This is a genomic window from Haematobacter missouriensis (genome assembly GCF_000740775.1).
GTDB classification, from domain to species: domain Bacteria; phylum Pseudomonadota; class Alphaproteobacteria; order Rhodobacterales; family Rhodobacteraceae; genus Haematobacter; species Haematobacter missouriensis.
Genome location: NZ_JFGS01000003.1, coordinates 256,267 through 282,779, shown reverse-complemented (window position 1 = coordinate 282,779; position 26,513 = coordinate 256,267). Strand labels below are relative to the sequence as shown.

Here is a 26,513-nt window from a genome sequence, read left to right as displayed (position 1 = left end):
GTTTTACGAGGGGATTGGGGATGACGGAACTGGCGCCGGGGTCTGATGCACGGGGGGAGCGGGCGTCCCGCCTGTCTCTGCTGGGGCATGACCTTCGCGCGGCCATGTCGGACATCATCGGCGCGCTCCGCCTCATCGACCAGTCCGGGCTCGATCCCGCGACACGTCTCCAGCTCGAGCGCATCCGCGCGGCCGGTGAAGGCATGGCGCTGCTGCTGGAGGAGGGGTTGAGCCTCCTGCCGGGGGAGGATGGTTCGACCGATGTCCATCCTACCAACATCCGCTTCGCGCGCCTGCTCTATGATCTGGACATGCGTTGGTCCGGGCGGGCGCAGGAACATGGGCTGACATTCGAGCTTCGGGTCGGGGACGACCTGCCCGAAACCATCGGGCTGGAGCGGATATCGCTGGAGCGGATCCTCTCCAACATCCTCAGCAATGCGATCAAATATACCGATCAGGGCGGCGTGACGATGGATGTCTCCCTCCTTGCCGACGACACGATCCGCTTCCAGGTGGAGGATACCGGCCCCGGCTTTTCCAGCGAGGCGCTGACGCGTCTCTTCCGCTATCAGGGCCGGGGGGACCGGCGGAAGCCCGGCACCGGCCTCGGCCTGCACATCACGCGTGAGATGGCCGACCGGCTGGGCGCGGAGGTGGAGGTCCGCAACCGGGAGGACGGCGGCGGTGTCGTGACCCTGCTGTTGCCGCGCGGCAGCTGGGCCACGCTCACGCCGGAACCCGTTCAGACGGCGCAATTGCCCGATCTCGCGGGGCGTCACGTCCTGCTGGCGGAGGACAGCGCCACCAACCAGATGCTCGTCTCGCGGATGTTGGAGACGATGGGGGCGGTGGTCACCCTCGCCTCTGACGGAATTGAGGCGCTCCACCTGCTCGATCAGCGCCCCTTCGACCTCGCCCTCATAGACATCGAAATGCCCCGTCTCACCGGCATAGAAGTGATCCGTGCCCTGCGTGCCATGCCCGATGCGCGGGGACGGACGCCGGTTCTCGCGGTCACGGCCTATGTTCTCCGGGGCAATCGGCGGGCGATCTACGCCGCGGGTGCGGATCGGATCCTCGCGAAACCGATCAGCGGGCTGGACATCTTCGCTCAGGCCATCGGCGAGGTTCTTCCCGGTGGCATGCCTCCTCCCGCCGAGCCCCGCGATGAGCCTTTTGACCGCGAAAGGTTTGAGCAACTGCTGGAGATCGCCGGGCCGGAGGGACGACGGGAGCTTCTGACACGTCTCGATGCGGATCTACGCGGTGTGGAGCGGGGGCTGGTCACCGGGCTCGCCGACGACAATCCGATAGAGATCCGCACCCACAGCCATGTGCTCATCGCCCTTGCCGGTGCTGTCGGCGCCGAAAGTCTCCAACGCCGCGCGGAGAAGGTCAATCGTGCGGCACATTTAGGCAATGCTGCGGTTATCGCCCTGCTCGGAAAAGAAGTTCTCGACCAGCTCGACGTGTTGATCCATGCTTTGGCGAACGAAGCCCAGTTATCCGGGGTATCGCTGTGAATGACTGTTCCCCGAAGACTGGCACGCCGGTCCTGCTGATCGAAGACACGCCATCCCTGCGCCTGGTCTATGAATCGGCGCTTAAAAATGCCGGGCTCCCTGTGCTTTCGGTGGCCACGGCGGCGGACGGGCTGCGCGCCTTCCGCAGCAGCGTGCCCTGTGCCGTCCTGCTGGATCTCATGCTCCCCGATCGGGAAGGGATAGATCTTCTGGCCGAGTTGCGGGTGCTCCGGCCCGAAACGCCGGTCATCGTCATCACGGCCAACGGCTCCGTCAACAAGGCAGTCGAGGCCATGCGGGCGGGGGCGACGGACTTTCTCGTGAAGCCCTTTGATGCCCAGCGACTTCTCTCCGCAATCGAAAACCTGCATATCCCGCTCCCCGCCACACCCAACAGCAATGTGCCGCCTGGCGAGTTCATCGGCTCTTCCCCTGCGATGCGGCAGATTTACCAGACGATCCGTGCCGTCGCCCCTTCGACCGCGACGGTGTTCATCACTGGCGAAAGCGGGACGGGCAAGGAACTGGCGGCGATGGCGATTCACGAAGGCTCGCGCCGCGCCGCGGGACCGTTCATCGCGTTGAATTGCGGCGCGATCCCCCCGGACCTGCTTGAGTCGGAAGTGTTCGGCCATCTGCGCGGCTCCTTCACCGGGGCGCTTTCCGACCGGGCGGGAGCTGCGGCCGCAGCCGACGGAGGCACACTGTTTCTTGACGAAATCTGCGAGATGGACCTCGCGCTGCAGACCAAGCTGCTCCGGTTTCTTCAGACATCCACCATTCAGCCGGTCGGGGCATCTCGCCCGCGCAAGGTCAATGTCCGCATCCTCTGCGCCACCAATCGTGACCCCTTGGAAGCCGTCCGCCAAGGCAGGTTCAGGGAGGATCTCTACTACCGCCTGCACGTGATCCCCCTTCACATGCCACCACTGCGTGAGCGGGAGCAGGATATCGCGGAAATCGCGGGTACGCTGCTGCAACGCCTGTCGCGGGAGGAGGGCCGCAGTTTCACGGCCCTTGACGAGGATGTGCTGCGAATATTCCGCGCCGCGCCTTGGCCGGGGAATGTACGGCAACTCCTCAACGTTCTGCGCAATATCGTCGTCCTGCATGAGGGGACCGTCGTCACCGCGCGTATGCTGCCCCAAGGGTTCAAAGATGTCCCCAATACGGTGTCTGAGCCACCACGGCGCAACGCACTCGAAGCCCTTGCCGATTGCACATTGGCCGAGGCAGAGCGGATGGTGATCGAAGCCGCCATTTGCCGCCATGGCGGCTCCATACCCAAGGCGGCGCGCGCACTCGATGTCTCGCCCTCAACGCTCTACCGAAAGATCGAACTGTGGGGAAAACCGCTTCGCGTCGGTTGATCCCTTGCGCTGGTTCGCATAATGTTCACGCCTTGCCGGAAGGATTCCGGTTGCCGAAGCAGGGACGGATCATCAATATGCTGGACATGTCGCGCGATCCCTCACAAGACCTTCGGAACTTCCTTGGCGAGCAACGCTTTTCCTGCGTTCTGGCCGATCCACCTTGGCGTTTTGCCAACCGTACCGGAAAGGTAGCGCCGGAACATCGGCGCCTTTCCCGCTACCCTACCCTGACGCTTGAGGATATTTGCGCCCTTCCGGTGGCCGACCACCTCGAAGACCGCGCGCATTGCTATCTCTGGGTGCCCAATGCTCTGCTCCCCGACGGGCTTCAGGTACTTCAGGCTTGGGGTTTCGAATACAAATCGAACCTCATCTGGCACAAGGAGCGGAAGGATGGCGGTTCCGACGGACGGGGTGTAGGTTTTTACTTCCGCAACGTAACAGAAGTGATCCTGTTCGGTACGCGTGGCAAGAATGCCCGCACCCTCGCCGCCGGGCGACGGCAGGTCAACTTCCTTTCCACGCGCAAGCGTGAGCACTCGCGTAAACCCGATGAGCAATATGAGCTGATCGAGAACTGCTCCTGGGGTCCCTATCTGGAGCTTTTCGGGCGGGGTGTGCGGCCTGGCTGGACGGTCTGGGGCAATCAGGCTACGGAGGATTACAAGCCGGACTGGGCAACCTACGCCTATAACTCCTCCCTCGCAGCGGAGTGACCTCACGCCTCTGAACCTTCCGCGATGCATCAGCAGGCAATCGCCGGGCGTGTCCAGACTGCACGTCCCTACTGCAGGGACGTGCGTATTTTCGGGATAGAGACCGATCGACGGGCAGGTACGGTCCGCAGCGGGCAACCGGATCCGCCGATTCCGCAGAGGTCATCCCGCCGTCACACCGGGAGCCTGCAGAGTGGAAGGCCGCTTCGGCACGACGGGGACATGCCCGTCAACGCCCAGAGCCGAACCGAAGGTGACACGACATGACCTTCGGTCGAGCGCCGCTCAACCTTCCCTCTCGATTGTCTCCCCGATGTCTTTTCATCGCGATACAAGCGTCGCATCTCGAACGGCAAGACTCCACGAGCACCGACGCCGGTTGATGAGCAGCCCAGCACTTGCAGTCGGTAATCCGAGCATCAACTGCGGGAGCTATGCCGGAGACTGAACCTGAGGCGCTGCGAGAAGGGGACGATCAGGCCCTCGCCAAAGGTGTCCTCATCACTCCTGGCAGACTGCTGAAAAGTCTGGCGTTTATCGGGACTTGCCTCGGAAGCCAGAAAATCGGTTCGGTCACGAGCTAATACTTGCGGTTTTCGAAGCGCTCTTAAACCGTGCTGGAAGGACCTCCGCCCTACCGCAACTGCGGAATGCTTTTCAGCAGCCTGTTAGGCTTGCGGGCGAGCGGAAACGTCTGTGCTCGACGAAATCCACCCTCAAATCCCCACGTTCGGGCCGACCAACTACCTCGATTCGCGCGGCATCGGAATGATTTCGGGACTTTTTCGGCGGCCTATTGGCAACGCTGCGGCGGAGCACATTCCGGGTGGGACAGCATCGCTCTCATGGTTTTTCAACCTCTCGGGCTGCCGATCGCCTCCACGCCGTGCGGCAGCCGCTATAGGGGTCAGAAATGTAACTCCGCCGGGTACCTTCTGTCCGGCGAGCGGGAGCATTGATCCCTCGCCGTGGGAATGCCATCCCCATAAGGGAGCACAGTGCAGGGGTCACCGTCAAGGATACCGCCATGCGATTCGTGCGCTCACTCTCCGGGCGACCGGCCCCGCCCAGGGCGTGATCGCCCAGAACCGTGCCCCTTCAGACCGGTCGGCACGGACCTGGCGGGGTGGCAGAGAAAACCGCCCCCTGGGCCCAGGTTGAAGATCGGAAACCGCGCCGGCCGAGAGCCAAAGCCTGCCGTTCCCGGAGCAACCTGCGACCATGTCGGGAAGACTTCTGCCTTTTGACAGAACCTCCGGCCCTCTGCTAAAGGTCCAGGCCCTGTTGCAGCAGCGCCTCGCGGCTGTCGGCTTTCTGGGTGGTAACGGGGCGCACCACGCTTGCGGGCAGGCCGATCAGCAGCAGCGGACAGGGATTGCCCACGCCACGCGCCACGCGGTCGGATAGCTTGGACCAATGCGTCGTCGCGGGCCCGTATTTGTCGGCCACGAAGATCCGCGCGAAGGCCTCGCCAAAAGGGGTTCCCGCCCGAACGGCCCGCGCGACGAGCGCGCTCTGCCGGTCCGTCCGCCGTTTCATGCCGTGCTCAACCAGCGCCGCCGGATCCTCGATACGGTTGGCGGCGAGATAGCTGCGCACGATACCCGGCAACGCGGCCTGCAGGCTGCGCCCCCGCGTCACGATGATGCCTACGGATATGACCGATTGGGCATGCAGCCGGTGAAAGTTCTCCAGATCACGGTCGAAGAACGGATCCTTGTTGTTCCACTCGATCTCAAGCGCCAGCGTACCGGCCCCGGCGAGGCGCACGTGGTCTATCTCATGGCTCGTCCCGTCGCCCAGCGGCTTGCCATCCAGCGTCGTCTGGATACGGAAGTTGTGCTTGCGCCAACCGCATTCGTCCAGATGCCGCCGCATCCGTTGGGTGGAGGGCGCCTCCCCCCCGCCGCTGGCGATCAGTTCGCCGGGATCGAGCCGGACGTTCAGCAGCGCTTCGATGAGCTCGGAGGTCTCTCTGGGGAAATCCACGCCGAGGATCGCTTCGGCGTGGTTGCGGGCCATCACATCGAAGCCCGCCTTGCGGAGGGCGGCGATACTCACTCCTTGGGCACCACCCTGAGACGCAGCTCCCGGAGCTGGGTCGGTGTCGGGTCCGAGGGCGCATTCATCATCAGATCCTCGGCCCGCTGGTTCATCGGGAACATGATGACCTCGCGGATGTTCTGCTCATCCGCCAGAAGCATCACGATCCGGTCGATCCCCGCTGCACAGCCGCCGTGGGGCGGAGCGCCGTAGTGGAACGCCTTGACCATGCCACCGAAGCGCTTCTCCACTTCGTCCCGGCCGTAGCCCGCGATCTCGAAGGCCTTGAACATGATCTCCGGCTCGTGATTGCGGATGCCGCCGGAGATGAGTTCATAGCCGTTGCAGGCAAGGTCATACTGATAGGCGTGGACGGCCAGCGGATCGCCCTGAAGCGCCTCCATCCCGCCCTGCGGCATGGAGAACGGGTTGTGGGAGAAGTCGATCCCGCCCTCATCCGTTTTCTCGTACATCGGGAAATCCACGATCCAGGCGAATTCGAACCGGTCGGTCCGGGTCAGCCCCAGCTCGCGCCCGATCTCGTTGCGGGCCTTGCCGGCGACGGCCTCGAACGCGTCCGGCTTGCCGCCGAGGAAGAAGGCCGCATCGCCCGCCTTCAGGCCGAGTTGCAGGCGGATGGCTTCCGTCCGCTCCGGCCCGATGTTCTTGGCGATGGGACCGGCGCCCACGATGGCCTCGCCCTCTTCACGCCAGAAGATATAGCCCATGCCGGGCAGACCTTCTTTCTGCACGAAGGCGTTCATCCGGTCGCAGAAGGCGCGGCTACCGCCCGTCGGGGCTGGAATCGCGCGGATCTGCGTCCCCTCGTTCTCCAGCAGCTTGGCGAAGATGCCGAAGCCGGAACCGGCGAAATGCTCGGAGACGATCTCCATCCGGATCGGGTTGCGCAGGTCCGGCTTGTCAGACCCATACCACAGCAGCGCGTCGCGATAGGCGATGCGCGGCCAGTCGCCGGACACGTGACGCCCGTTGCCGAATTCCTCGAACAGCCCCTGGATGACCGGTTGCACGGCGGCGAACACGTCCTCCTGCTCCACGAAGGACATTTCCATGTCGAGCTGGTAGAAGTCGGTCGGGCTGCGATCGGCGCGCGGATCCTCATCGCGGAAGCAGGGTGCGATCTGGAAGTAGCGGTCGAAGCCCGCCACCATGATGAGCTGCTTGAACTGCTGCGGTGCCTGGGGCAGCGCATAGAACTTGCCCGGATGCAGCCGCGACGGCACGAGAAAGTCGCGCGCGCCCTCCGGGCTGGACGCGGTGATGATCGGCGTCTGGAACTCGTTGAAGCCCTGCGCCCACATCTTCTGCCGGATCCATCGCACCACGTTGGAGCGCAACATCATGTTGGCGTGGAGCCCCTCGCGCCGCAGGTCGAGGAAGCGGTAGGTGAGGCGGGTCTCCTCGGGGTAGTCCTGCTCACCGAAGACCGGCAGCGGCAGTTCGTCCGACGGGCCGAGCACTTCCATGTCGATGGCATAGACCTCGATCTCGCCCGTCGGGATCTTGGGGTTCACGAGGCTCGCGTCCCGCTCCTTCACGCGCCCGTCGATGCGGATCACATATTCCGCACGGACCTTTTCCAGCGCGGCGAAGGCGGGGCTGTCGCCATCGGCGATCACCTGGGTGATGCCGTAGTGATCCCGCAGGTCGATGAACAGAACCCCGCCGTGATCGCGCACCCGGTGCACCCAACCGGAGAGACGGACCTCGGCTCCCGCATCGGCGCGGGTCAGCTGGCCGCAGGTATGGCTGCGATAGACGTGCATGACGATCCCCTTCGGAGGCGTTCGGAAAGTGGCGTCGATACACCCCGAGCGGCCCTCGAAGTCAAGTGACGCCGCGCCACCTTATCTGGACAGAACGGAAAAACGGGGCGTAACGTAGTTCTGATTATACGTGAAGAGGGTGACACGATGTGGAACAGGCTTCTCGACCGGATGATCCGATCCCTCATGAAAGAGGGCACTGCGATCATCCATATGCCGGATGGCAGCGTAAACCGCTATGGCGACGGCACTGGAACCCCCGTCACAATCCGCCTTACCGACCCCGCGCTGCCGCGCAAGATCCTGTCGTCCTTCGATCTCGCCATCGGCGAGGCGTATATGGACGGTCGCCTCACCATAGATGACGACGACCTATATGGCTTCCTCACACTGGGGATTCGCAATGCGGCAATTGCGCACAGGCAGTATTCCCTGATGGATCGCTTCCGCCGCCTGCTCCGCCGAGTGGAGACATTCAACCCGATAGGGCGGGCGCAGGCGAACGTGGCGCATCACTACGATCTGTCGGAGGAGCTTTACTCGCTGTTTCTCGATGCCGACCGCCAGTATTCCTGCGCCTACTTCCGCTCGCTGGACGATACGCTGGAACAGGCGCAGGTCCAGAAGAAGGCCCATATCGCCCGTAAGCTGCTGCTCCGGCCCGGCATGCGGGTGCTGGATATCGGCTGCGGCTGGGGCGGGATGGCGCTGACCCTGGCACGGGATTATGGCGCGCGCGTCGTGGGTGTCACGCTCTCGCAGGAGCAGCACAAGGTCGCAACGGAACGGGCCCGCGCGGCGGGGCTGGAGGGTCAGGTGGAGTTCCGGCTGACCGACTACCGCAACGTGGCCGAGAAATTCGAGCGGGTGGTCTCCGTCGGCATGTTTGAACATGTCGGGCTGCCGCACTACCGCGAATATTTCCGGCATGTGCACAATTTCCTCACGGAGGACGGAGTGGCGCTGATCCACACGATCGGCCGCACAGACCCGCCAGGCACGACGAGCCGCTGGGTGACGAAATACATCTTCCCGGGCGGTTCCATCCCGGCCATGTCGGAAACCATGGCGGCGGTGGAGAAGGAGAACCTCTACCCCACGGATGTCGAGGTCTGGCGCCTGCACTATGCAGAGACGCTGCGTCATTGGCACGAACGCTTTCTGGTCAACATGGACAGGGTGCGGGAAATCTATGACGAACGGTTCTGCCGGATGTGGCGCTTCTACCTGATCGGCTCTGAACTGACATTCCGCTATAATCACCAGTGCGTCTTCCAGTTCCAGATCGCCCGCCGTCAGGAAGCCGTCCCCGTGACGCGGGATTACCTTTACGGCGCGAATGCCCCTGCGCTGCCCGTTCGCAATCCGCCGGCGGAACAGCACGGGCCTTGATCGGAAGGCATGGGCCTTACTGGAAAGCGCCGTCTTGATTTCAGAACGGACGTATCACCGCGCCCGAATAGAAATACCGCCCGAGTCCGAGTGCAAACAACAACAGCCCGGCCGCGGCGTGCATGAGTACCGCCGTACCGAATCCCCCGCCGCGCTTGTAGCCGTAGGCAAAGGCAAGACCGCCAAGAAACGTCACCGCAACCGCGACCCAATTCCAGTAAAGCAGGTGCGCCCAGGCAAAGACCGCCGCATTGAGGAGCATTCCCCTTATGCCTCGCGGAAGCAGCGACCGGTAGCGGCGAAAGTAGAGTGCGCGGAACAGCACCTCCTGCGGCAGCGCCGAGAACAGTGGATAGAAGATGGCGATTGCCAGCATCAGGCCGGGCTGGCGACGTGGAAGCTGCAGGAAACTTCCCGGCGTCAGCCAGAACACGAATGCCGTCAGTACCAGCGCCGCCAGCAGAAGAAAGACCGCGACCAGCCGCAGATCCACCGGACCCCGCAGAAGTTCCCGCCACCGGAATCCCGGCGTAACATGCAGAAGCGCGACGCCGCCGATCATCATGGCGAACAACATGGGAAAGAGCAGTCGTGGGGTCACGGCCAGCGCAAAAACCAGCGGAGTCGCCAGATAGAGGCACAGAAACTCCGCCCGGAGGGCCCGGAGCGGCCTCGCTTCGGCAGTGTGGAACTGGGGGTCGGACATGGCGTGGTCCTGTTTTGCTCCCTTCTCCATCACCCGCGGAGCATTTCAGTTCCATGACCGCTTTGACCCGCTTCGCGCCAGCCCTGTCGCGCAAGGGGTTGCGCCCGGTCCGGCGCCGACTATAACGCCGACAATTTGCGCAGCCGTGGGGTCCCGATCATGCCGAAAAGAACCGACATCCAGTCGATCATGATCATCGGGGCAGGCCCCATCATCATCGGTCAGGCCTGCGAGTTCGATTACTCGGGCGTTCAGGCATGCAAGGCACTGCGCGAGGAAGGTTACCGGGTCATCCTGGTCAACTCCAACCCCGCCACGATCATGACCGACCCGGAGATGGCCGACGCCACCTATATCGAGCCGATCACGCCCGAGGTCGTCGCCCGCATCATCGAGAAGGAACGCCCCGACGCGCTGCTGCCCACCATGGGCGGACAGACCGGCCTGAACACCGCGCTGGCGCTGGCCGACATGGGCGTGCTGGAGAAATTCAACGTCGAGCTGATCGGCGCGAACCGCGAAGCCATTGAAATGGCAGAAGATCGCAAGCTCTTCCGCGAGGCGATGGACAGGATCGGGTTGGAGAATCCCAAGGCCACGATCGTTGCCGCACCCAAGCTTCCGAACGGCAGATATGACATCAACACCGGCGTGCGGCAGGCGCTTGACGATCTGGAGCACATCGGCCTGCCCGCGATCATCCGGCCCGCCTTCACCCTGGGCGGCACGGGCGGCGGCGTGGCCTACAACCGTGACGATTACGAGGCCATCGTGCGCTCCGGCCTGGAAGCCTCGCCGGTCGCGCAGGTGCTGGTCGATGAGAGCCTGCTGGGCTGGAAGGAGTATGAGATGGAGGTGGTCCGCGACAAGGCGGACAACGCGATCATCGTCTGCTCCATCGAGAACATCGACCCGATGGGCGTCCACACCGGCGATTCGGTCACCGTCGCCCCGGCCCTCACGCTGACCGACAAGGAATACCAGATCATGCGCAACGGCTCGATCGCTGTTCTGCGCGAGATCGGAGTGGAAACCGGCGGTTCCAACGTGCAATGGGCGATCAACCCCGCCGACGGACGGATGGTGGTGATCGAGATGAACCCGCGGGTGTCGCGGTCCTCGGCGCTGGCGTCGAAGGCCACGGGCTTCCCCATCGCCAAGATCGCGGCGAAACTGGCGGTCGGTTATACGCTGGACGAGCTGGACAACGACATCACCAAGGTCACGCCCGCCTCCTTCGAGCCGACCATCGACTATGTCGTTACCAAGATCCCGCGCTTCGCCTTCGAGAAGTTTCCCGGCTCAACACCCGAGTTGACCACCGCGATGAAGTCGGTGGGGGAAGTCATGGCCATCGGCCGGACGATCCACGAATCGCTGCAGAAGGCGCTCGCCTCCATGGAAACCGGCCTCACCGGTTTCGACGAGATCACGATCCCCGACGCGCCCGAGAAGGCCGCGATCATCAAGGCGATCTCCGCCCGCACGCCCGACCGGCTCCGCCTCATCGCGCAGGCCATGCGCCACGGGCTTTCGGACGGCGAGATTCAGGACGCCACCGCCTTCGATCCGTGGTTCCTGGCCCGGATCCGGGAGATCGTCGAGGCGGAGGGCGAAATCCTCGCCTCCGGCCTGCCGGCGACGGAGGCGGCGATGCGGCGTGCGAAGATGCTCGGCTTCACGGATGCGCGCCTCGCCCGGCTGACTGGCAAGATGGAGAGCGAGGTCCGCAAGGCGCGCCGCACCCTCGGCATCATGCCGGTGTTCAAGCGCATCGACACCTGCGGCGCCGAGTTCGAGGCCCAGACCCCCTACATGTATTCCACCTACGAGATGCCCGTGATGGGCGAGGTGGAGGATGAGGCCCGTCCCTCCGACCGGAAAAAAGTGGTGATCCTCGGCGGCGGCCCGAACCGGATCGGCCAGGGCATCGAATTCGACTACTGCTGCTGCCATGCCTGTTTCGCGCTGACGAAGGCCGGGTACGAGACCATCATGGTCAACTGCAACCCGGAGACGGTCTCCACCGACTATGACACCTCCGACCGGCTGTATTTCGAGCCGCTGACGCTGGAACATGTGCTGGAAATCCTGCGGGTGGAGCAGGAAAACGGCACGCTGCATGGGGTGATCGTGCAGTTCGGCGGGCAGACCCCGCTCAAACTCGCCAACGCGCTCTATGAAGAAGGCATCCCGATCCTCGGCACCACGCCGGACGCCATCGACCTTGCCGAAGACAGGGAGCGGTTCCAGAAGCTCCTGAACCAGCTCGGCCTCCGGCAGCCGGTTAACGGCATCGCGTCCAGCCGGGAACAGGCGTTCGAGATCGCGCATCGCGTGGGCTACCCGCTGGTGATCCGCCCCTCCTACGTGCTGGGCGGCCGCGCGATGGAGATCGTGCGCGACGACGCTCATCTCGACCGTTACATCCGCGAAGCGGTGCAGGTGTCGGGCAGGAACCCTGTGTTGCTGGACAGTTATCTCTCCGGCGCGATCGAGGTGGATGTCGATGCGCTCTGCGACGGGACGGATGTCCATGTCTGCGGTATCATGCAGCATATCGAGGAAGCGGGCGTCCACTCGGGCGATTCCGCCTGCTCGCTCCCGCCCTATTCGCTGGATGCGGAGACGGTGGCGGCGCTGAAGCAGCAGACGGTGATGATGGCGAAGGGGTTGAACGTCGTCGGGCTGATGAACGTGCAGTTCGCCATCAAGGATGGCGAGATCTATGTGCTGGAGGTGAACCCGCGCGCCTCCCGGACCGTGCCCTTCGTGGCCAAGGCCACCGATTCGGCCATCGCCTCCATCGCCGCGCGGATCATGGCGGGGGAGAAGCTCGCCGCCTTCCCGATGCGCGCGGCCTACCCCGAGGGTGTGGGGCCGGACGATCCGCTGCCGCTCGCAGACCCAATGACGCTGGCCGATCCGCTGACGCCATGGTTCTCCGTCAAGGAGGTGGTGCTGCCCTTCGCCCGCTTCCCCGGCGTGGATACGCTGCTTGGCCCCGAGATGCGCTCCACCGGCGAGGTGATGGGCTGGGACCGCGATTTCCCCCGCGCCTTCCTGAAGGCGCAGCTCGGTGCGGGCACGGTGCTGCCGACAGAGGGGCGCGTGTTCATCTCCATCAAGGATGCCGACAAGACGGCGGAAATGGCGGAAGCGGCGCGCGATCTTGCCGCACTCGGCTTCACGCTGGTGGCGACGGGCGGCACGCGCGCGTTTCTGGAGACGCACGGCGTCGTGTCGGAACTGGCCCGCAAAGTCTACGAGGGCCGCCCGAACATCGCCGACGACCTGAAGAACGGGCGTATCGCGCTGGTCTTCAATACGACGGAAGGGGCACAATCCATTGCCGATAGCCGCGACATCCGCCGGGTCGCGCTTTACGACAAGATCCCCTATTTCACCACTGCCGCCGGTGCCATCGCCGCCGTGTCCGCGATGAAATCCCGCCTGCAGGGAGAGTTGACGGTCCGCTCGCTCCAATGACCCGGAAAACCCCGCCTCGGCGGGGTTTTTTAATGGCGTCGGGTGAAGTAACGCGTTGCCACAGCGCCTGAAAGGCAGACCGCCCCTGCCGCCCGAAGGGGCAGTGGCATCGACGGCGAGAGGGTGGCTGCTCTGCCGTCAAGGGAATAGCGCGATTCCAGTTCCGCACTGCAGGGGGCTTGCGCCCCTTTGCGCCGTTTCGGCTGAACAACCCCGTCAACGCTTCAAAAACAATAGCTCGGCAGAGCCGCGACTGCTCTCCCTCGACAGCAAGGTTCGGGCGTTTCTGCCGACGCCCGGCGGAAATGGCCGTTCCGCCTTGGAGGCGTCCGTGGAGCAGGTCGGGGATTTCGGAGCCGGGCGTGCGGGAGGATAGCGACCTGCCCCTTCCTTCTGGCAGGCAGCTAACCGCCTGTGGCGGCAGGGCGAAGCCCGGTGGGAGGAGATATATCAGCAGCACTGCGAGCGAGCAAAACCCGCCCCCCGCAAGGACCGGCATGTCCGTCAAATCCTGGCAAAAATCGCCGTCCTGCTCTGCAGGCGTCGGCGGCACAAGCCGGGGAATTCGGAACCGGGCGTGCGGAAGGATACCGACCACCCCGGGCAGGCGCCGAACTCTTTGTGGAGGCAGGGCGGCGACGCTCCTAGGGGCCGGCGGCAGTCCTTGTAGCGCCACCCGGATCCTCAGCTTCCGATGGACAGCACGGTGGGCGGCGGGCGGCGGGCGGCGGGCGCTTTGCACCGGGCTCACGCGCCCGTCGCTACCTCAAACCGGGCACCCCTCGATCAAGCGCCGCGTGCCCAGCACCCGCCCGTGATCAACCGACGCCCGTGCGATGATCGCCGCGCCCGGCTAGACAGCACGACCGTTCATGCAGCGTGGGCGCCAGCAGAGAGTTTTGAAACCTGGGCCAGGACTTCCTCCACCGGCTTTCCCTGACCGATCAGGTTGACGATGGCGGAGCCGACGACCGCGCCATCGGCCACAGAGGCGATGTCCCGCGCCGCTTCGGGCGTGGTGATGCCGAAACCGACGATCACCGGCAGATCCGTCGCCGCCTTGATCCGCGCGACTTCCGGCGCGACGGAGGCGGCCTGCGCGGCCTGCGCGCCGGTGATCCCGGTGACGGAAACGTAATAGACGAAACCCGAGGTGTTCTGCAGCACCGTGCCCAGCCGCGCCTCGTCCGTTGTCGGTGTGGCGAGACGGATAAAGTTGATGCCCTGCGCCTGCGCGGGCAGGCAAAGCTCCGCATCCTCCTCCGGCGGCAGATCCACGACGATCAGCCCGTCGATGCCCGCTTCCTTCGCCTCGGTCAGAAAACGCGCGACACCGCGGGAATAGATGGGGTTGTAATAGCCCATCATCACGATCGGGGTGATGTCGTCGCCCTTGCGGAATTCCCGCACCATGTGGAGCGTCCGGTCAAGCGTCTGCCCGCCCTCCAGCGCCCTCTGGCCGGCGCGCTGGATCGTAGGCCCGTCGGCCATCGGATCGGTGAAGGGGTGCCCCAGTTCGATCACATCCACCCCCGCGGCGGGAAGGCCTTTCATGACCTCGAGAGAGGTGTCCACATCCGGGTCGCCCGCCATGATGTAGGAGACGAAGGCCTTGCGACCCTCTGCTTTCAGGGCGGCGAATTTCGCGTCGATGCGGCTCATCGTTTCCTCCGGCTGGTCCGTTCCGATGTGCCGGAAGCAGGCCGCGAAGGCAAGCACGCTTCGCCATATCGCATGGTCGACGGGGCCGCAGGGGGAATCGAAGACAGGGGAATCGAAGGCGGCAGGCCGAGGGTGGGGCTAGAAGGGCCGCAGCGGACCGGAGATCACCCAATGGGTGCCGAACCGGTCCCGCACCATGCCGACCGCGCCCCTTGCCCAATAGGTCGTGTTCCAGCGAAAAACCAGCGCCCCCCCCTCCGACAGACGCTCGAAAAGCGCTTCCCCCTCCGCATCGGTGGCGGCGGCATAGCTGACGGAGACGGCGGTCTGCGGCCGCCCGTCCATGCCCGGCGGGAAATCGGACGCCATGAGCACCGCGCCGTCCACGTCCAGCACCCCGTTCACCACGAGTTCGGACCCGGCCATCTCCGGCGGCAGGTCCGGCGCGTCCTTGTAACGCAGCAGCGAAACGGTGCCGCCGAAGATGCCCGCATACCAGTCGAGCGCCTCGGCGCAGTTGCCCTGAAAGTAGAGGTAGGGAACGAAACCCATGCCGCCTGCGCCCTTCTGCTGCCCTTCGACCTTCTCTCGCCGCATCTAGCGCCCCGTGCCGGGCGGACAATACTTGCAGAGAGTGCGCCGCCCCCCTAGAGAGACGCGGACACAGCACAGCGGAATTTCGGGCCAGGAGGGCAGAGCCATGGGCTTCAGGATGGGTATCGTCGGGCTGCCGAATGTCGGCAAGTCCACCCTGTTCAATGCGCTTACCCGCACCGCCGCGGCGCAGGCGGCCAACTTCCCCTTCTGCACCATCGAGCCGAACGTGGGTGAGGTCGCCGTGCCGGACAAGCGGCTGGACCGGCTTGCCGCCATCGCGGGATCGAAACAGATCATCCCGACGCGGATCACCTTCGTCGATATCGCGGGCCTCGTGCGCGGGGCGTCCAAGGGCGAGGGCCTGGGCAACCAGTTTCTTGCCAACATCCGCGAAGTGGACGCCATCGCCCATGTGCTCCGCTGTTTCGAGGATGGCGACATCACCCATGTGGAGGGGCGCGTCGATCCGGTCGCCGATGCGGAGACGATCGAGACGGAACTGATGATCGCCGACATGGAATCGATCGAGCGCCGCCTCGCCAACCTTCAGCGCAAGCTGAAGGGCGGGGACAAGGAGGCCAAGGATCAGGACCGCCTGCTGCGCGTGGCGCTCGACGTGCTGAACGCGGGCCAGCCGGCGCGGACCGTTTCCGTGTCGGAGGAGGATCGCAGGCTCTGGAATCAGCTCCAGCTTCTGACCGCGAAACCCGTGCTCTACGTCTGCAACGTGGCGGAATCCGAGGCCGCGACCGGCAATGCGCTGACGGAGAAAGTGGCGGAAAAGGCGCGGGCCGAAGGGGCCGCGACCGTCGTCATCTCCGCCCGGATCGAGGAGGAGATCAGCCAACTCGACCCGGAGGAGGCGGAGATGTTCCTCTCCGAACTGGGGTTGGAGGAGCCGGGACTGGACCGTCTGATCCGCGCTGCCTACGATCTTCTGGGTCTGCGCACCTATTTCACTGTCGGCCCAAAGGAAGCCCGCGCCTGGACGATCACCCAAGGGATGCTCGCGCCACAGGCAGCGGGCGTCATCCATGGTGATTTCGAAAAGGGCTTCATCCGCGCGGAAACCGTGGGTTACGACGATTATGTCGCGGGCAATGGCGAGGCAGGCGCACGCGAGAACGGAAAGTTCCGCGTAGAGGGCAAGACCTACGAGGTGCAGGACGGCGACGTGCTCCACTTCCTGTTCAACGCCTGACATCACCGCACCGAAGCGATGCATAGAGGCGGTGAAGGGGCTGCACTTCCCGTCGCCGCGCCCACCCGTCGGTGTGAAAACCCGGGACGGCGTGGCTCTTGAGGCCGCTGACCAGAGCCTGTTCGAAAGACCAGCTTCGCTTTCCCTCAAAGGGGGCCTTTCGCCGCAGCGCGCTTTCGGGGAACGGCTTTTCTGAGGAGAGCGCTTTCTGGCGGAGCCGCCTCGACAAACGACCCCGCAATTCGACCCTGACATTCCGCTGCGCCCCGGCCTTGCGAAAGACCCGGACGCAGTTTCGGAGCCGACGCGCTTTCACCCCCGCGCCTCCTGCCGGCTATGGCCCCGTCCGCATATTCCACCGCGGGAGCGCGGCACGACCGTCGCTCCTGCGGAAGGAGCAACCATCGCGACGGAGAGAAACGGCCCCTGCTGACGGGCGGCCTTTGCGCTTACCTGCGGCAGCGTCCGCGCTGAACGCGCAGGGAGAAGTCTTCGGGTCCGGGACGGTCGGCCCTGCGCGTCACCACCACCACGCCGACGGAACAATTCTTGCTCTGCACCGAATAGCCCTCCCGCGTGCGGGTGATGCTCTCGATCGGTTGCTGGCCCAGCCCGTCCGCCACCTGTCCATTCCCGAGAATGGCGTGGATGACTGCCGCGCTTTCGTAATAACCGGACATGCGGGCCACGGCGGGCGACCCGAGTAGACAGGCGGCGGCAAAGGCGATGATCAGGCGATGCATGGGATACTCCCCTCCAGTGCTCCAGCGTCTCTTGTGGGCCGATCTTCGCAAAGGCTCAAGGGGCGGACGCAGCGCGGGCAGGACTCCGCCCTGTTGCGGAAAACGCCGAATGATGGCATGTCGCTGCGCTTCGCGGTCTTTCGACATGAGCACCGGCGTCCTACATCGCCGGGGATGAAAGGACGACACATGAACGCCGTGCCCCCCGCCTACCGCCTGTCGGTGGCCCCGATGATCGACCTGACAGACCGGCATTGCCGCTACCTGCACCGGCAGATGAGCCGCCATGCCCTGCTCTACACCGAGATGGTCGTAGCGGCGGCGCTGGTGCGCGGCGGGGCGCTGCGCCTTCTGGACCATGATCCCTCGGAGCACCCCGTCGCCGTGCAGCTGGGCGGGTCAGAGCCGGAGGAGCTGGCCACAGCCGCGCGGATCTGCGCCGATCATGGCTACCGTGAGATCAACCTGAACGTCGGCTGCCCCTCCGACCGCGTCCAATCGGGCTGCTTCGGGGCCGTGCTGATGCGGGATCCTGCGCTGGTCGGCGACTGTCTGGCCGCGATGCGCGAGGCGGCGGAAATCACGGGCGCGGAGGTGACGGTGAAATGCCGCATCGGCGTCGATGACCAGGTGCCACAGGAGGTGCTTCCCGCCTTTCTGGAGACGGTGCAGGGCGCGGGTATCCACCGCGTCATCGTCCACGCGCGGAAGGCATGGCTGAAGGGCCTGAGCCCCAAAGAGAACCGGGAGATCCCGCCGCTCGACTATCCGCTGGTGCTGTCGATGAAGCAGGCCTTCCCCGACCTCGCCATCATCATCAATGGCGGAATCGGCAGCCTCACCACCGCGCGGGAGTTGCTGGATCAGGGGCTGGACGGGGTGATGATCGGGCGCGCAGCCTATCACGATCCGGGGGAAATCCTGCTCCCCGCCGACCGGCTGATGTTCGGGCGCGCCGCCCCCGACCAGAGTCCGGAGGCCGTGGTTGCGGCGATGCGTCCCTATATCGTGCGGCACCTTGCCATCGGGGGCAGGCTGGGCGCCGTTACGCGGCACATGCTCGGCCTGTTCGCCGGGCGCCCCGGCGCGCGGTCCTGGCGGCGGAGCCTGTCTGAAGCCGGCTCCCGCCCCGATGCGGGTCTCGATGCGCTGGACCGTGCGCTGGAAGAAATTCTCGCCGCCGCCTGAGTCGTCACGCACGCGGCTCTGCTCAGATCACCACCGCCGCACCATGGACGGAGGAACCGACGTTTCGCCGGAAGGCATCGAACAGTTCCCGTCCCATGCCGGAGTGATGAGCAGAGAGATCCTCCACCGCCGGCTCGCGCAAAAGAAAATCGGGATGCAGGTTTTCCAGCGTCCCCCCCACCGCATCAAGCCGCAGCACATCGCCATCCCGGATGCGCGCCAGCGGACCTCCCTCGGCGGCTTCCGGGCTGACATGGATCGCAGCGGGCACCTTGCCCGATGCGCCCGACATCCGGCCATCCGTCACCAGCGCCACGCGCAGACCCTTGTCCTGCAACACGGCAAGGATCGGCGTCAGGCTGTGAAGCTCCGGCATGCCATTCGCGCGCGGTCCCTGAAACCGAACGACGACGATCGTGTCACCCGTGAACTCGCCCGCCTTGAAGGCTGTCTTCACATCCTCCTGATTGGCAAAGACGCGGGCCGGTGCCTCGATGAAGCGACGCTCCTCCGCCACGGCGGAAACCTTGATAACGCCGCGCCCCAGATTGCCGTGCAACTGCCGAAGGCCACCTTGCTGCTGGAAGGGATCGGTGGCGCTCCGCAGGATTTGCGGGTTCAGAGATTCGCCCGATCCCTGCCGCCAGGCGAGACTGCCCTCCTCCAGGACGGGTTCCTGCGTGTAGAGGCCAAGCCCTTCGCCCGCGACCGTCCGCGTATCGGGATGCAGCAGACCCGCCTCCAGCAGCTCGCCGATCATGTAGCCCAGACCACCTGCCGCATGGAAGTGGTTCACGTCGGCCAGCCCGTTCGGATAGACGCGCGCCATCAGCGGCGTGATGGCGGAGAGGCTGTCGAAATCCTCCAAATCCAGAATGACCCCTGCCGCCCGCGCCATTGCGGGAAGGTGAAGGACATGGTTTGTGGACCCTCCCGTCGCCATCAGGCCGACGATACCGTTTACAAAAGTCCGCTCATCCAGAATTTCCGCGACCGGTGTATAATCATTGCCAAGCGCGGTAATCGCCGCCGCGCGTTCCACGCCCGCGACGGTGAGCGCTTCCCGAAGCGGCGTGTTCGGGTTGACGAAACTGGAGCCGGGCAGCTGCAGGCCCATGAATTCCATCAGCATCTGGTTGGAATTGGCCGTGCCATAAAATGTGCAGGTTCCGGGGCCGTGATAGCTTTCCATCTCTGCCCGCATCAGCTCCTCCCGCCCGACCTTTCCGGCGGCGAACAGCTCCCGCACCTTGGCCTTCTCCGAATTGGGCAGGCCGGACGTCATCGGGCCGGAGGGCAGAAACACGGCAGGAATGTGGCCAAAACTTGCCGCCGCGATGACCAGGCCGGGAACGATCTTGTCGCACACACCAAGATAGAGCGCCGCATCGAAAGTGTCATGTGACAGGCCGACCGCCGCCGACAGCGCGATCACGTCGCGGGAAAACAGTGAAAGCTCCATCCCCGCGCGGCCCTGCGTCACCCCATCGCACATGGCCGGCACCCCACCCGCGACTTGCGCCGTGGATCCGATGCGCCGAGCCGCGGCGCGGATCAGCTCCGGGAAACGCTCGTAGGGCTGATGGGACGAGAGCATGTCGTTATAGGCGGTGATAATGCCGATGTTGGGCGCCTTGTCGGCGGCAAGATCCGCCTTGTCGCCCGGCGTCGCAGCAGCATATGCGTGGGCCTGATTGCCGCAGGCCAGATGCCCACGCGCCGGGCCCGCCTCATGCGCCCGCTGGATACGCTCTAGATAGGATGAACGCGCCTCCCTGCTCCGCTTGCGGATGCGTTCTGTAACCTCGGCAAGTGTCGCATCGAGTGGCATGGCGCTGCTCCTTCCGTCTCATCGTCGCAGCACTAACATGGCTGTTATGCGCTAACAATTCCATGCCGGAGCGCGCGCTGCGCGGAAATTACTTCTCCTGCGGGCATATCGCTCCGGGATCATGCTCTGATTGCATATCCGGCTGACGATTTCTGCAATAGCTAAGTCAGCTTTACTGACCTATATAATGCAAATCCCCATGATCCCACAGGAGAAGGCTGATGAACCTGCTAGAGACCGAGACCCGTGGCGAACCGAAATCCGTCCCCGAGATCGTCCGCGAAGCGTCCGAACTGCGCGCCCAGACCATTGCCCGCCTGATGCCGAAGGTCTTTGCATGGCTCGCCCATCCGTTGAACCGGCATGGTTCTGCACATCACGCGCATTAACTGCGCATCACGTGCATTGACGAAACCCGTCTGAGGACGGAAAAGCCCCGGTAGACTCCGGGGTTTTTGCATGTCCGGAGGCCTGATGCCGAGAGGTCCGCGCCGAACCGTCCCCGGACGCGCCGAGAATTCACCTGGAGAACCCATGACCTACCCGACCGTCAGACTCAAACCAAAGGCCGAAGCCCGCGCGATCCGCCATGGCTTCCCCTGGGTCTATGCCGACGAGCTGGTCACCGACCGCCGCACCAAGGGGCTGGAACCGGGTGCGCTCGCCGTGCTGGAGGACGGGGAGCGGCGGGTGCTGGGCCTTGTCACGGTCAATTCCAGTTCGCGCATCGTCTGCCGGATGATCGACCGGGATCCGGCGGCGGTGATCGACGAGGCATGGTTCGTCGCCCGTCTGCAGCGGGCACTCGCGCTCCGCGAGACATTGTTCGATGCACCCTACTACCGACTCGTCCACGCGGAGGCAGATGGCCTGCCGGGCGTGGTGATCGACCGCTTCGGCACTGCCGCAGTGATCCAGCCGAACGCCGCCTGGTCGGAAACGCTGATCGGGCCGCTCTCGGCCGCTCTGGCAAAAGTCACGGGTGTGACCACGATCATCCGAAACGGCATGGGGCGGGCCCGGACGCTGGAGGGTTTGCCGGAGGAATTGACGGTGCTGCAGGGAGCAATGGAAGCCCCAGTTGCGGTGCCCATGAACGGCGCGACCTATATGGCCGACCTGCTCGGCGGACAGAAGACAGGGCTGTTCTTCGACCAGCGTCCCAACCACGCCTTCGCTCAGCGTTTGGCGAAAGGGGCGCGGGTTCTGGATGTGTTTTCCCATGTCGGGGGCTTTTCGCTGGCGGCGCTTGCGGGGGGAGCGGAGCGGGCGCTCGCGGTGGACAGTTCCGCCCCGGCGCTGAAGCTGGCACAGGATGGCGCCGTTGCCATGGGTGCGGAGGCACACTTCGCCACCCGTCAGGGCGATGCCTTCACCACACTGGAAGCGCTTGCGGCCGAGGGCGCGCAATTCGACCTCGTCGTCTGTGATCCTCCTGCTTTCGCGCCTTCCAAGCAGGCGTTGGAGGCGGGGCTGCGGGCCTACGAACGCGTGGCCCGTCTCGCGGCGCCGCTGGTGGCCCCCGGCGGCTATCTGGGCCTGTGCTCCTGCTCGCATGCCGCGGATCTCGCTGCCTTCCGGGGGGCCAATGTGCGCGGCATCGGGCGAAGCGGACGCCGGGCACAGCTTCTGCACACGGGCTTTGCCGGTCCGGACCATCCGCTGATGCCGCAACTGGCGGAATCAGGCTATCTGAAGGCCCTGTTCTTCCGGCTTGACTGACCAGACCCGAACCAACCGGAGCCGGCAATGCGGGTGCTGATCGACGCCAATGTCCTCTACCCAACGGTCCTGCGGGAAATCGTGATCGGCGTGGCGGCCGAAGGGGTGTTCACTCCCCTCTGGTCTGGGCGGATATTGGAGGAATGGGCACTGGCCGCACGCCGCCTCGGCCCCGGACAGGAGGTGGTGGCAAGGGGAGAAATCGCGCTCCTTCACGCCCGATGGCCGGTGGCGGAGGTCCTGGCGGGCGATACCGCAGGACTCTACCTGCCCGATCCCGACGACATCCACGTTCTTGCCGCAGCGAAGGCGGGCAAAGCACAGGTGATACTTACCCAGAACCTGAAGGATTTTCCGCGCCGCGAGTTGGAGATACATCTGCTTCGCGCCGAAGCGCCGGATGATTTCCTGATGGATCTTTGGCTCCGACATCCTGCGGAAGTCGAAAGGGCAGTCCGGAAGGTGCAGAGGCGGACGGAGGAGATCTCCGGGCGCGAGCAGCCGCTTCGGGCGCTTCTCCGCCGCGTCCGGCTGCCCCGGCTGGGCAAGGCGCTCAGCTGAACACGGGGGTCCGAAAGGGATATGCCCCCGGCCGGGTCGCAGGCGGTTTTCGGCACCGCTTTAGCAGGCTGCTGAAAAGTCGCGGGTCCACCCGACCTTGAATTGGACCGAAACGGTCCAGTCACGCGCCAAGCCTGCGTTTTCCGTGACACCTTCAACCATGTATGGAAAGATATCCGCTCGGGAGCAACCTCTGAGTACTTTTTTAGCGCCCTTGCCAACAGGCTGCCGAAAAAGTCCTGAAGTGTCATGTTCCGGAAACCGGGAAATCGGCGCCCGGATAACCAGAACCGTGTCAGTTTCCGGCTGTATTTCGTTGGATTGCGAATGATCTCCGCTTCAACGCGGTCCTGAATGCTTTTCCAGCAGCCGATCAGGAGGCTGCCGAAAAACTCCGAAGTGTCGTGTCCCTGCTCTGAAGATCGGAAAATCAGACCCGGAATTACCAGAAATTCATGGATTTCAGGCCGGACTTCCTCAGTTTCCAGACGATTCCCGATTAAACACTGGCCAAAAAGCCTTCTTCAGCAGAGCGGGCCAAGCCAAACCCTTTGCACAGCCTGCCAACCTGCCGCTGTCAACCCTGCGGCACCCAGCGTTTCTCCAACGCTTCGATGGCCCTGACACGGTCCGGGCTGGCGGGATGACTGGACAGCCAGGCGACTGGCGCACGACCGCCTGCCAATTTGTCGAGCTTGGTGAACAGCGCCTTTTGCGGCGCCGTGCCGATGCCGGAACGGGTCAGCAGCGCCGCTGCCCAGGCGTCCGCCTCATACTCGTCCTGCCGTGACAACCGCGCGGCGACAAGTGAAGCCAGGCCATTGGCCAGCACCACCCCCAACCCGGGCAGGAACCGCCCCAGAATGGGCGCAAGCGCGAGACGGATCGCGTTCTGGCCGGTAAAGTCGATCATCCGCCGTCGCGCATGACCAAGCGCGACATGGCCAAGCTCGTGGGCAATGACGCTCGCCATCTCCTCCGCCAAAACCTCTCCGCCCCGGAACTTGTCATAGAACCCGCGGGTGATGAAGATCCGGCCGTCGGGCGCCGCCAGCCCGTTGACCACAGGCACATCGTAAAGGTGCACGGGGATCGACTTCAGGTCCAGCGCCCGTGCCATTCTGTCAGTGAGCCTCCCGAGATCGGGGTCACGTAGCGGGCTGGAGCGCGCGTCCAGCTCCCGCCGGGACCGCCAGACCGACAGGCGATAGGTCACGAAACCATAAGCCAGCATCAGAAGAAGGGGCAGAAGTTTGATCATTGGACCAATATGGGCACGCAATCCATGCCCGGCAACGCGTCAGAACGGCACGTCGTCAGCTTGCTCGGCCCGGACGAGATAGGCCGACATGACGTTCTTTTCTCCCGCCTTGTCGAATTCCACATGCGCCTTGTCGCCTTCCACCGCGGTCACGGCGCCGTAGCCGAACTTTTGGTGGAACACCCTATCGCCCACGGCGAAAGGCGGCACGGCATCCAGATCTATGACCGGCCCCCGCGATTCCCGCGGCTGCGCCATGGGGCGGCGCGTCGAACGTTCCTGCATCCGTCGCCAGCCGGGGGAGTTGTAGACATCGGCAGAGGCCGCCTTCGCCTCCATCGCTGCAAAGCCTGCCGCTCCATAACCGCCGCCGTAAAGGCCGGGGGGCGTCAGCACCTCCACATCCTCCTCCGGCAGATCGTCTATGAAGCGGGAGGGCATCTGCGACTGCCACTGGCCATAGACCCTCCGGTTGGAGGCGAAGGAGATCGTGCACAGCTCCCTCGCGCGGGTAATGCCGACATAGGCCAGCCGCCGCTCCTCCTCCAGACCCTTCAGGCCGCTCTCATCCATCGCGCGCTGGGAGGGGAAGAGGCCGTCCTCCCACCCCGGCAGGAAGACCACCGGAAACTCCAGCCCCTTCGCGGCATGGAGCGTCATGATGGAGACCTTGGGCGTCCCCTCCTCCTGCTCGTTGTCCATGATGAGCGCGACATGTTCGAGGAAGCCCTGAAGCCCGTCGAAGCTCTCCAGCGCCTTTACAAGTTCCTTTAGGTTCTCCAGCCGTCCGGGGGCTTCGGGCGTCTTTTCGTTCTGCCACATCGCCGTATAGCCGGATTCGTCCAGAATGATCTCCGCCAGCTCCACATGCGAGCGTGACCGACCCGCGCCTTCGCGCAGTGGCTCCACCACCGCGTCGTCGGGCAGATCCGCCGGGGCCAGCGCTTCCGCGTGCCAGCGCCCGATGGCGGCGACGAGGTTGCGCAACTCCGCCCCGCCCTTGCCGCGTATCTCTCCCGCATCGACCAGATATTTCGCCGCGCGGACGAGTGTCAGCCCCCGTGCCCGTGCCGTGGACTGGATCAGCGCCTGCGCCTTCTCCCCCAGTCCCCGCTTCGGCGTGTTCACGATCCGCTCGAAGGCCAGATCGTCGTCCGGGCTGACGGCGAGGCGGAAATAGGCCATCGCGTCGCGTATCTCCAACCGCTCGTAGAAGCGCGGGCCGCCAATCACCCGGTAGTTCAGCCCGATGGTCAGGAACCGGTCCTCGAACGCGCGCATCTGGTGCGAGGCACGGACGAGGATCGCCATGTCGTCCAGCGTCTTCGGCCCCACCGCACGATGTGTGCCGAGGAGGGATTCGATCTCCTCCCCGATCCAACGGGCTTCTTCCTCACCGTCCCAATGGCCGATGACGCGGACCTTCTCGCCATCAGCCGCATCCGTCCACAGCGTCTTGCCGAGCCGGCTCTCATTCGCTTCGATCAGCCCGGAGGCGGCGGCAAGAATATGTGGCGTGGAGCGGTAGTTCTGCTCGAGCCGGATCACCCGCGCACCGGGAAAATCCTTTTCGAACCGCAGGATGTTGCCGACCTCGGCGCCCCGCCAGCCATAGATCGACTGGTCGTCATCCCCCACGCAGCAGATGTTGCGGTGCGCCTGGGCAAGCAGCCGCAGCCACAGATACTGCGCGACGTTGGTATCCTGATACTCATCGACCAGAATGTAGCGGAAGCGGCGCTGATAGCCCTCCAGCACATCGGGATAGCTCTGAAAGATCGTCACGACATGCATGAGCAGGTCGCCGAAATCCACGGCGTTCAGAACCTTCAGCCTGTCCTGATAGGCGGCGTAAAGTTCCACCCCCCGGCGGTTGAAGGCACCCGCATCCGCAGCCGGAACCCGGTCCGGTGTCAGGGCGCGGTTCTTCCAGCCCTCCACCACTCCGGCGAGCTGCCGTGCCGGCCAGCGTTTCTCGTCGATCCCCGCCGAAATGATGAGCTGCTTGAGCAGGCGCACCTGATCGTCCGTGTCGAGGATGGTGAAGTTCGACTTCAGCCCCACCAGCTCCGCATGGCGTCTGAGCAGACGTACCGAGATCGCATGGAAGGTACCAAGCCAAGGCATCCCCTCCCCCACTCCGCCCAGGAGCCGGCCCACGCGCTCGCGCATTTCCCGCGCGGCCTTGTTGGTGAAGGTGACGGCGAGGATTTCATCGGGCCGGGCGCGGCCGGTATTCAGGATATGCACGATGCGGGCGGTGAGCGCCTTCGTCTTGCCGGTGCCCGCCCCCGCGAGCATCAGCACAGGCCCGTCCAGCGTCTCCACCGCTTCCCGCTGGGCGGGGTTGAGATCATTGAGGTAAGGCGCCGGGCGCATGGCCATCGCCCGGCGGGACAGTGGCACCTTCGCCCCCCGGCCTTCAGCGGCGTTCTCAAACGCCTCGGCTTCGTCATCCCATTCGCTCATCGGTCCGATATAGCGCAAGCACCCGCGCGCGCCAAGGGATACGTTCCCCTTCCGTTCATGCCGCACGATGTTCCGCGCCTGCACCGCAGAAATCTCTCCATTCCCTGCATTTTTCCTCTTGCGCCTCCCCGCCGCCTCCCCTAGATACCGCCCCACGCCAAACGTGGCCCGTTCGTCTATCGGTTAGGACGTCAGGTTTTCAACCTGAAAAGAGGGGTTCGACTCCCCTACGGGCTGCCACTTTTT

The 26,513-nt window shown here is 64.6% G+C and carries 19 protein-coding genes and 1 tRNA gene; 11 read left to right on the top strand and 9 right to left on the bottom strand.

From position 1 onward, the window contains the following. Positions 1-20 precede the first annotated feature (20 nt). The 3 genes from CG51_RS05395 to CG51_RS05385 all read left to right on the top strand — a co-directional run bounded on the left by CG51_RS05395 (position 21) and on the right by CG51_RS05385 (position 3,615). Positions 21-1,526 (top strand): ATP-binding protein, encoded by a 1,506-nt coding sequence (locus CG51_RS05395; protein WP_035742754.1) that lies wholly within the window; start codon positions 21-23, stop codon positions 1,524-1,526. Beyond that, complete coding sequence (locus CG51_RS05390) at positions 1,523-2,896, top strand: sigma-54-dependent transcriptional regulator (protein WP_035742751.1); 1,374 nt, start codon at positions 1,523-1,525, stop codon at positions 2,894-2,896. Before CG51_RS05395 ends, CG51_RS05390 begins: the two co-directional genes overlap by 4 nt. An 86-nt stretch (positions 2,897-2,982) precedes the next feature. Then, positions 2,983-3,615 (top strand): MT-A70 family methyltransferase, encoded by a 633-nt coding sequence (locus CG51_RS05385; protein ID WP_035708349.1) that lies wholly within the window; start codon positions 2,983-2,985, stop codon positions 3,613-3,615. Positions 3,616-4,881: 1,266 nt separating this feature from the next. On the opposite strand, the gene CG51_RS05380 is transcribed toward CG51_RS05385, so the two are convergent. After that, complete coding sequence (locus tag CG51_RS05380; RefSeq protein WP_233141161.1) at positions 4,882-5,676, bottom strand: BglII/BstYI family type II restriction endonuclease; 795 nt, start codon at positions 5,674-5,676, stop codon at positions 4,882-4,884. Continuing rightward, positions 5,673-7,445 carry an aspartate--tRNA ligase gene (gene aspS, locus CG51_RS05375; RefSeq protein ID WP_035742748.1) on the bottom strand — a complete coding sequence of 591 codons (1,773 nt, stop codon included), beginning with the start codon at positions 7,443-7,445 and terminating at the stop codon, positions 5,673-5,675. Before aspS ends, CG51_RS05380 begins: the two co-directional genes overlap by 4 nt. A 147-nt stretch (positions 7,446-7,592) precedes the next feature. Between aspS and CG51_RS05370 the strand changes: the two genes are divergently transcribed. Next, positions 7,593-8,837, top strand: a complete 1,245-nt coding sequence (locus CG51_RS05370; RefSeq protein WP_051930069.1) for an SAM-dependent methyltransferase — start codon at positions 7,593-7,595, stop codon at positions 8,835-8,837. A 40-nt stretch (positions 8,838-8,877) separates the two neighbouring features. On the opposite strand, the gene CG51_RS05365 is transcribed toward CG51_RS05370, so the two are convergent. Beyond that, on the bottom strand, positions 8,878-9,543 hold the full coding sequence (locus tag CG51_RS05365) for a CPBP family intramembrane glutamic endopeptidase (RefSeq protein ID WP_035742968.1): 666 nt from the start codon (positions 9,541-9,543) through the stop codon (positions 8,878-8,880). A gap of 159 nt (positions 9,544-9,702) precedes the next feature. Between CG51_RS05365 and carB the strand changes: the two genes are divergently transcribed. Next, positions 9,703-13,032, top strand: coding sequence for a carbamoyl-phosphate synthase large subunit (carB, locus tag CG51_RS05360; protein ID WP_035742745.1), 3,330 nt, complete (start codon positions 9,703-9,705; stop codon positions 13,030-13,032). An 870-nt stretch (positions 13,033-13,902) separates the two neighbouring features. On the opposite strand, the gene trpA is transcribed toward carB, so the two are convergent. Then, positions 13,903-14,694, bottom strand: a complete 792-nt coding sequence (gene trpA, locus CG51_RS05355; protein ID WP_035742967.1) for a tryptophan synthase subunit alpha — start codon at positions 14,692-14,694, stop codon at positions 13,903-13,905. 138 nt (positions 14,695-14,832) lie between these two features. After that, positions 14,833-15,291 (bottom strand): VOC family protein, encoded by a 459-nt coding sequence (locus CG51_RS05350; RefSeq protein WP_051930066.1) that lies wholly within the window; start codon positions 15,289-15,291, stop codon positions 14,833-14,835. Between the two features lie 103 nt (positions 15,292-15,394). Between CG51_RS05350 and ychF the strand changes: the two genes are divergently transcribed. Beyond that, the gene (gene ychF, locus CG51_RS05345) at positions 15,395-16,492 is read left to right on the top strand and encodes a redox-regulated ATPase YchF (RefSeq protein ID WP_035742742.1); all 1,098 of its coding nucleotides are present in this window, start codon (positions 15,395-15,397) and stop codon (positions 16,490-16,492) included. A gap of 449 nt (positions 16,493-16,941) precedes the next feature. Here the strand turns inward: ychF and CG51_RS05340 are convergent, their stop codons facing one another. Continuing rightward, on the bottom strand, positions 16,942-17,235 hold the full coding sequence (locus CG51_RS05340) for a hypothetical protein (RefSeq protein WP_035742737.1): 294 nt from the start codon (positions 17,233-17,235) through the stop codon (positions 16,942-16,944). Between the two features lie 189 nt (positions 17,236-17,424). Here CG51_RS05340 and dusA point away from each other — a divergent pair, with 189 nt between their 5' ends. Continuing rightward, the gene (dusA, locus tag CG51_RS05335) at positions 17,425-18,423 is read left to right on the top strand and encodes a tRNA dihydrouridine(20/20a) synthase DusA (protein ID WP_084695045.1); all 999 of its coding nucleotides are present in this window, start codon (positions 17,425-17,427) and stop codon (positions 18,421-18,423) included. 22 nt (positions 18,424-18,445) lie between these two features. On the opposite strand, the gene edd is transcribed toward dusA, so the two are convergent. Continuing rightward, positions 18,446-20,254 carry a phosphogluconate dehydratase gene (gene edd / locus CG51_RS05330; RefSeq protein WP_035742734.1) on the bottom strand — a complete coding sequence of 603 codons (1,809 nt, stop codon included), beginning with the start codon at positions 20,252-20,254 and terminating at the stop codon, positions 18,446-18,448. Between the two features lie 221 nt (positions 20,255-20,475). On the opposite strand from edd, the gene CG51_RS19940 reads away from it, so the two are divergent. The 3 genes from CG51_RS19940 (at position 20,476) to CG51_RS05320 (ending at position 22,537) form a co-directional block, all read left to right on the top strand. After that, entirely contained in the window at positions 20,476-20,643 is a 168-nt protein-coding gene (locus CG51_RS19940; RefSeq protein ID WP_156961332.1) for an RSP_7527 family protein, read from the top strand. A 145-nt stretch (positions 20,644-20,788) separates the two neighbouring features. After that, positions 20,789-21,976 carry an RSP_2647 family RNA methyltransferase gene (locus CG51_RS05325; protein ID WP_035742731.1) on the top strand — a complete coding sequence of 396 codons (1,188 nt, stop codon included), beginning with the start codon at positions 20,789-20,791 and terminating at the stop codon, positions 21,974-21,976. Between the two features lie 27 nt (positions 21,977-22,003). Continuing rightward, the gene (locus CG51_RS05320) at positions 22,004-22,537 is read left to right on the top strand and encodes an RSP_2648 family PIN domain-containing protein (RefSeq protein ID WP_035742728.1); all 534 of its coding nucleotides are present in this window, start codon (positions 22,004-22,006) and stop codon (positions 22,535-22,537) included. Positions 22,538-23,114: 577 nt separating this feature from the next. Here CG51_RS05320 and CG51_RS05315 read toward each other — a convergent pair. Then, positions 23,115-23,798 (bottom strand): M48 family metallopeptidase, encoded by a 684-nt coding sequence (locus CG51_RS05315; RefSeq protein ID WP_035742725.1) that lies wholly within the window; start codon positions 23,796-23,798, stop codon positions 23,115-23,117. 39 nt (positions 23,799-23,837) lie between these two features. After that, positions 23,838-26,267 (bottom strand): ATP-dependent helicase, encoded by a 2,430-nt coding sequence (locus CG51_RS05310; RefSeq protein WP_035742962.1) that lies wholly within the window; start codon positions 26,265-26,267, stop codon positions 23,838-23,840. Positions 26,268-26,432: 165 nt separating this feature from the next. Here CG51_RS05310 and CG51_RS05305 point away from each other — a divergent pair. Next, positions 26,433-26,507: transfer RNA gene (locus tag CG51_RS05305), tRNA-Glu, on the top strand. Positions 26,508-26,513: the final 6 nt, after the last annotated feature.

Coding starts and splice junctions, on each gene's coding strand:
- CG51_RS05395 (WP_035742754.1), top strand. CDS start 21: ATGACGGAACTGGCGCCGGGGTCTGATGCACGGGGGGAGCGGGCGTCC.
- CG51_RS05385 (WP_035708349.1), top strand. CDS start 2,983: ATGTCGCGCGATCCCTCACAAGACCTTCGGAACTTCCTTGGCGAGCAA.
- aspS (WP_035742748.1), bottom strand. CDS start 7,445: ATGCACGTCTATCGCAGCCATACCTGCGGCCAGCTGACCCGCGCCGAT.
- CG51_RS05370 (WP_051930069.1), top strand. CDS start 7,593: ATGTGGAACAGGCTTCTCGACCGGATGATCCGATCCCTCATGAAAGAG.
- CG51_RS05365 (WP_035742968.1), bottom strand. CDS start 9,543: ATGTCCGACCCCCAGTTCCACACTGCCGAAGCGAGGCCGCTCCGGGCC.
- carB (WP_035742745.1), top strand. CDS start 9,703: ATGCCGAAAAGAACCGACATCCAGTCGATCATGATCATCGGGGCAGGC.
- trpA (WP_035742967.1), bottom strand. CDS start 14,694: ATGAGCCGCATCGACGCGAAATTCGCCGCCCTGAAAGCAGAGGGTCGC.
- CG51_RS05350 (WP_051930066.1), bottom strand. CDS start 15,291: ATGCGGCGAGAGAAGGTCGAAGGGCAGCAGAAGGGCGCAGGCGGCATG.
- ychF (WP_035742742.1), top strand. CDS start 15,395: ATGGGCTTCAGGATGGGTATCGTCGGGCTGCCGAATGTCGGCAAGTCC.
- CG51_RS05340 (WP_035742737.1), bottom strand. CDS start 17,235: ATGCATCGCCTGATCATCGCCTTTGCCGCCGCCTGTCTACTCGGGTCG.
- dusA (WP_084695045.1), top strand. CDS start 17,425: ATGAACGCCGTGCCCCCCGCCTACCGCCTGTCGGTGGCCCCGATGATC.
- edd (WP_035742734.1), bottom strand. CDS start 20,254: ATGCCACTCGATGCGACACTTGCCGAGGTTACAGAACGCATCCGCAAG.
- CG51_RS19940 (WP_156961332.1), top strand. CDS start 20,476: ATGAACCTGCTAGAGACCGAGACCCGTGGCGAACCGAAATCCGTCCCC.
- CG51_RS05325 (WP_035742731.1), top strand. CDS start 20,789: ATGACCTACCCGACCGTCAGACTCAAACCAAAGGCCGAAGCCCGCGCG.
- CG51_RS05320 (WP_035742728.1), top strand. CDS start 22,004: ATGCGGGTGCTGATCGACGCCAATGTCCTCTACCCAACGGTCCTGCGG.
- CG51_RS05315 (WP_035742725.1), bottom strand. CDS start 23,798: ATGATCAAACTTCTGCCCCTTCTTCTGATGCTGGCTTATGGTTTCGTG.
- CG51_RS05310 (WP_035742962.1), bottom strand. CDS start 26,267: ATGAGCGAATGGGATGACGAAGCCGAGGCGTTTGAGAACGCCGCTGAA.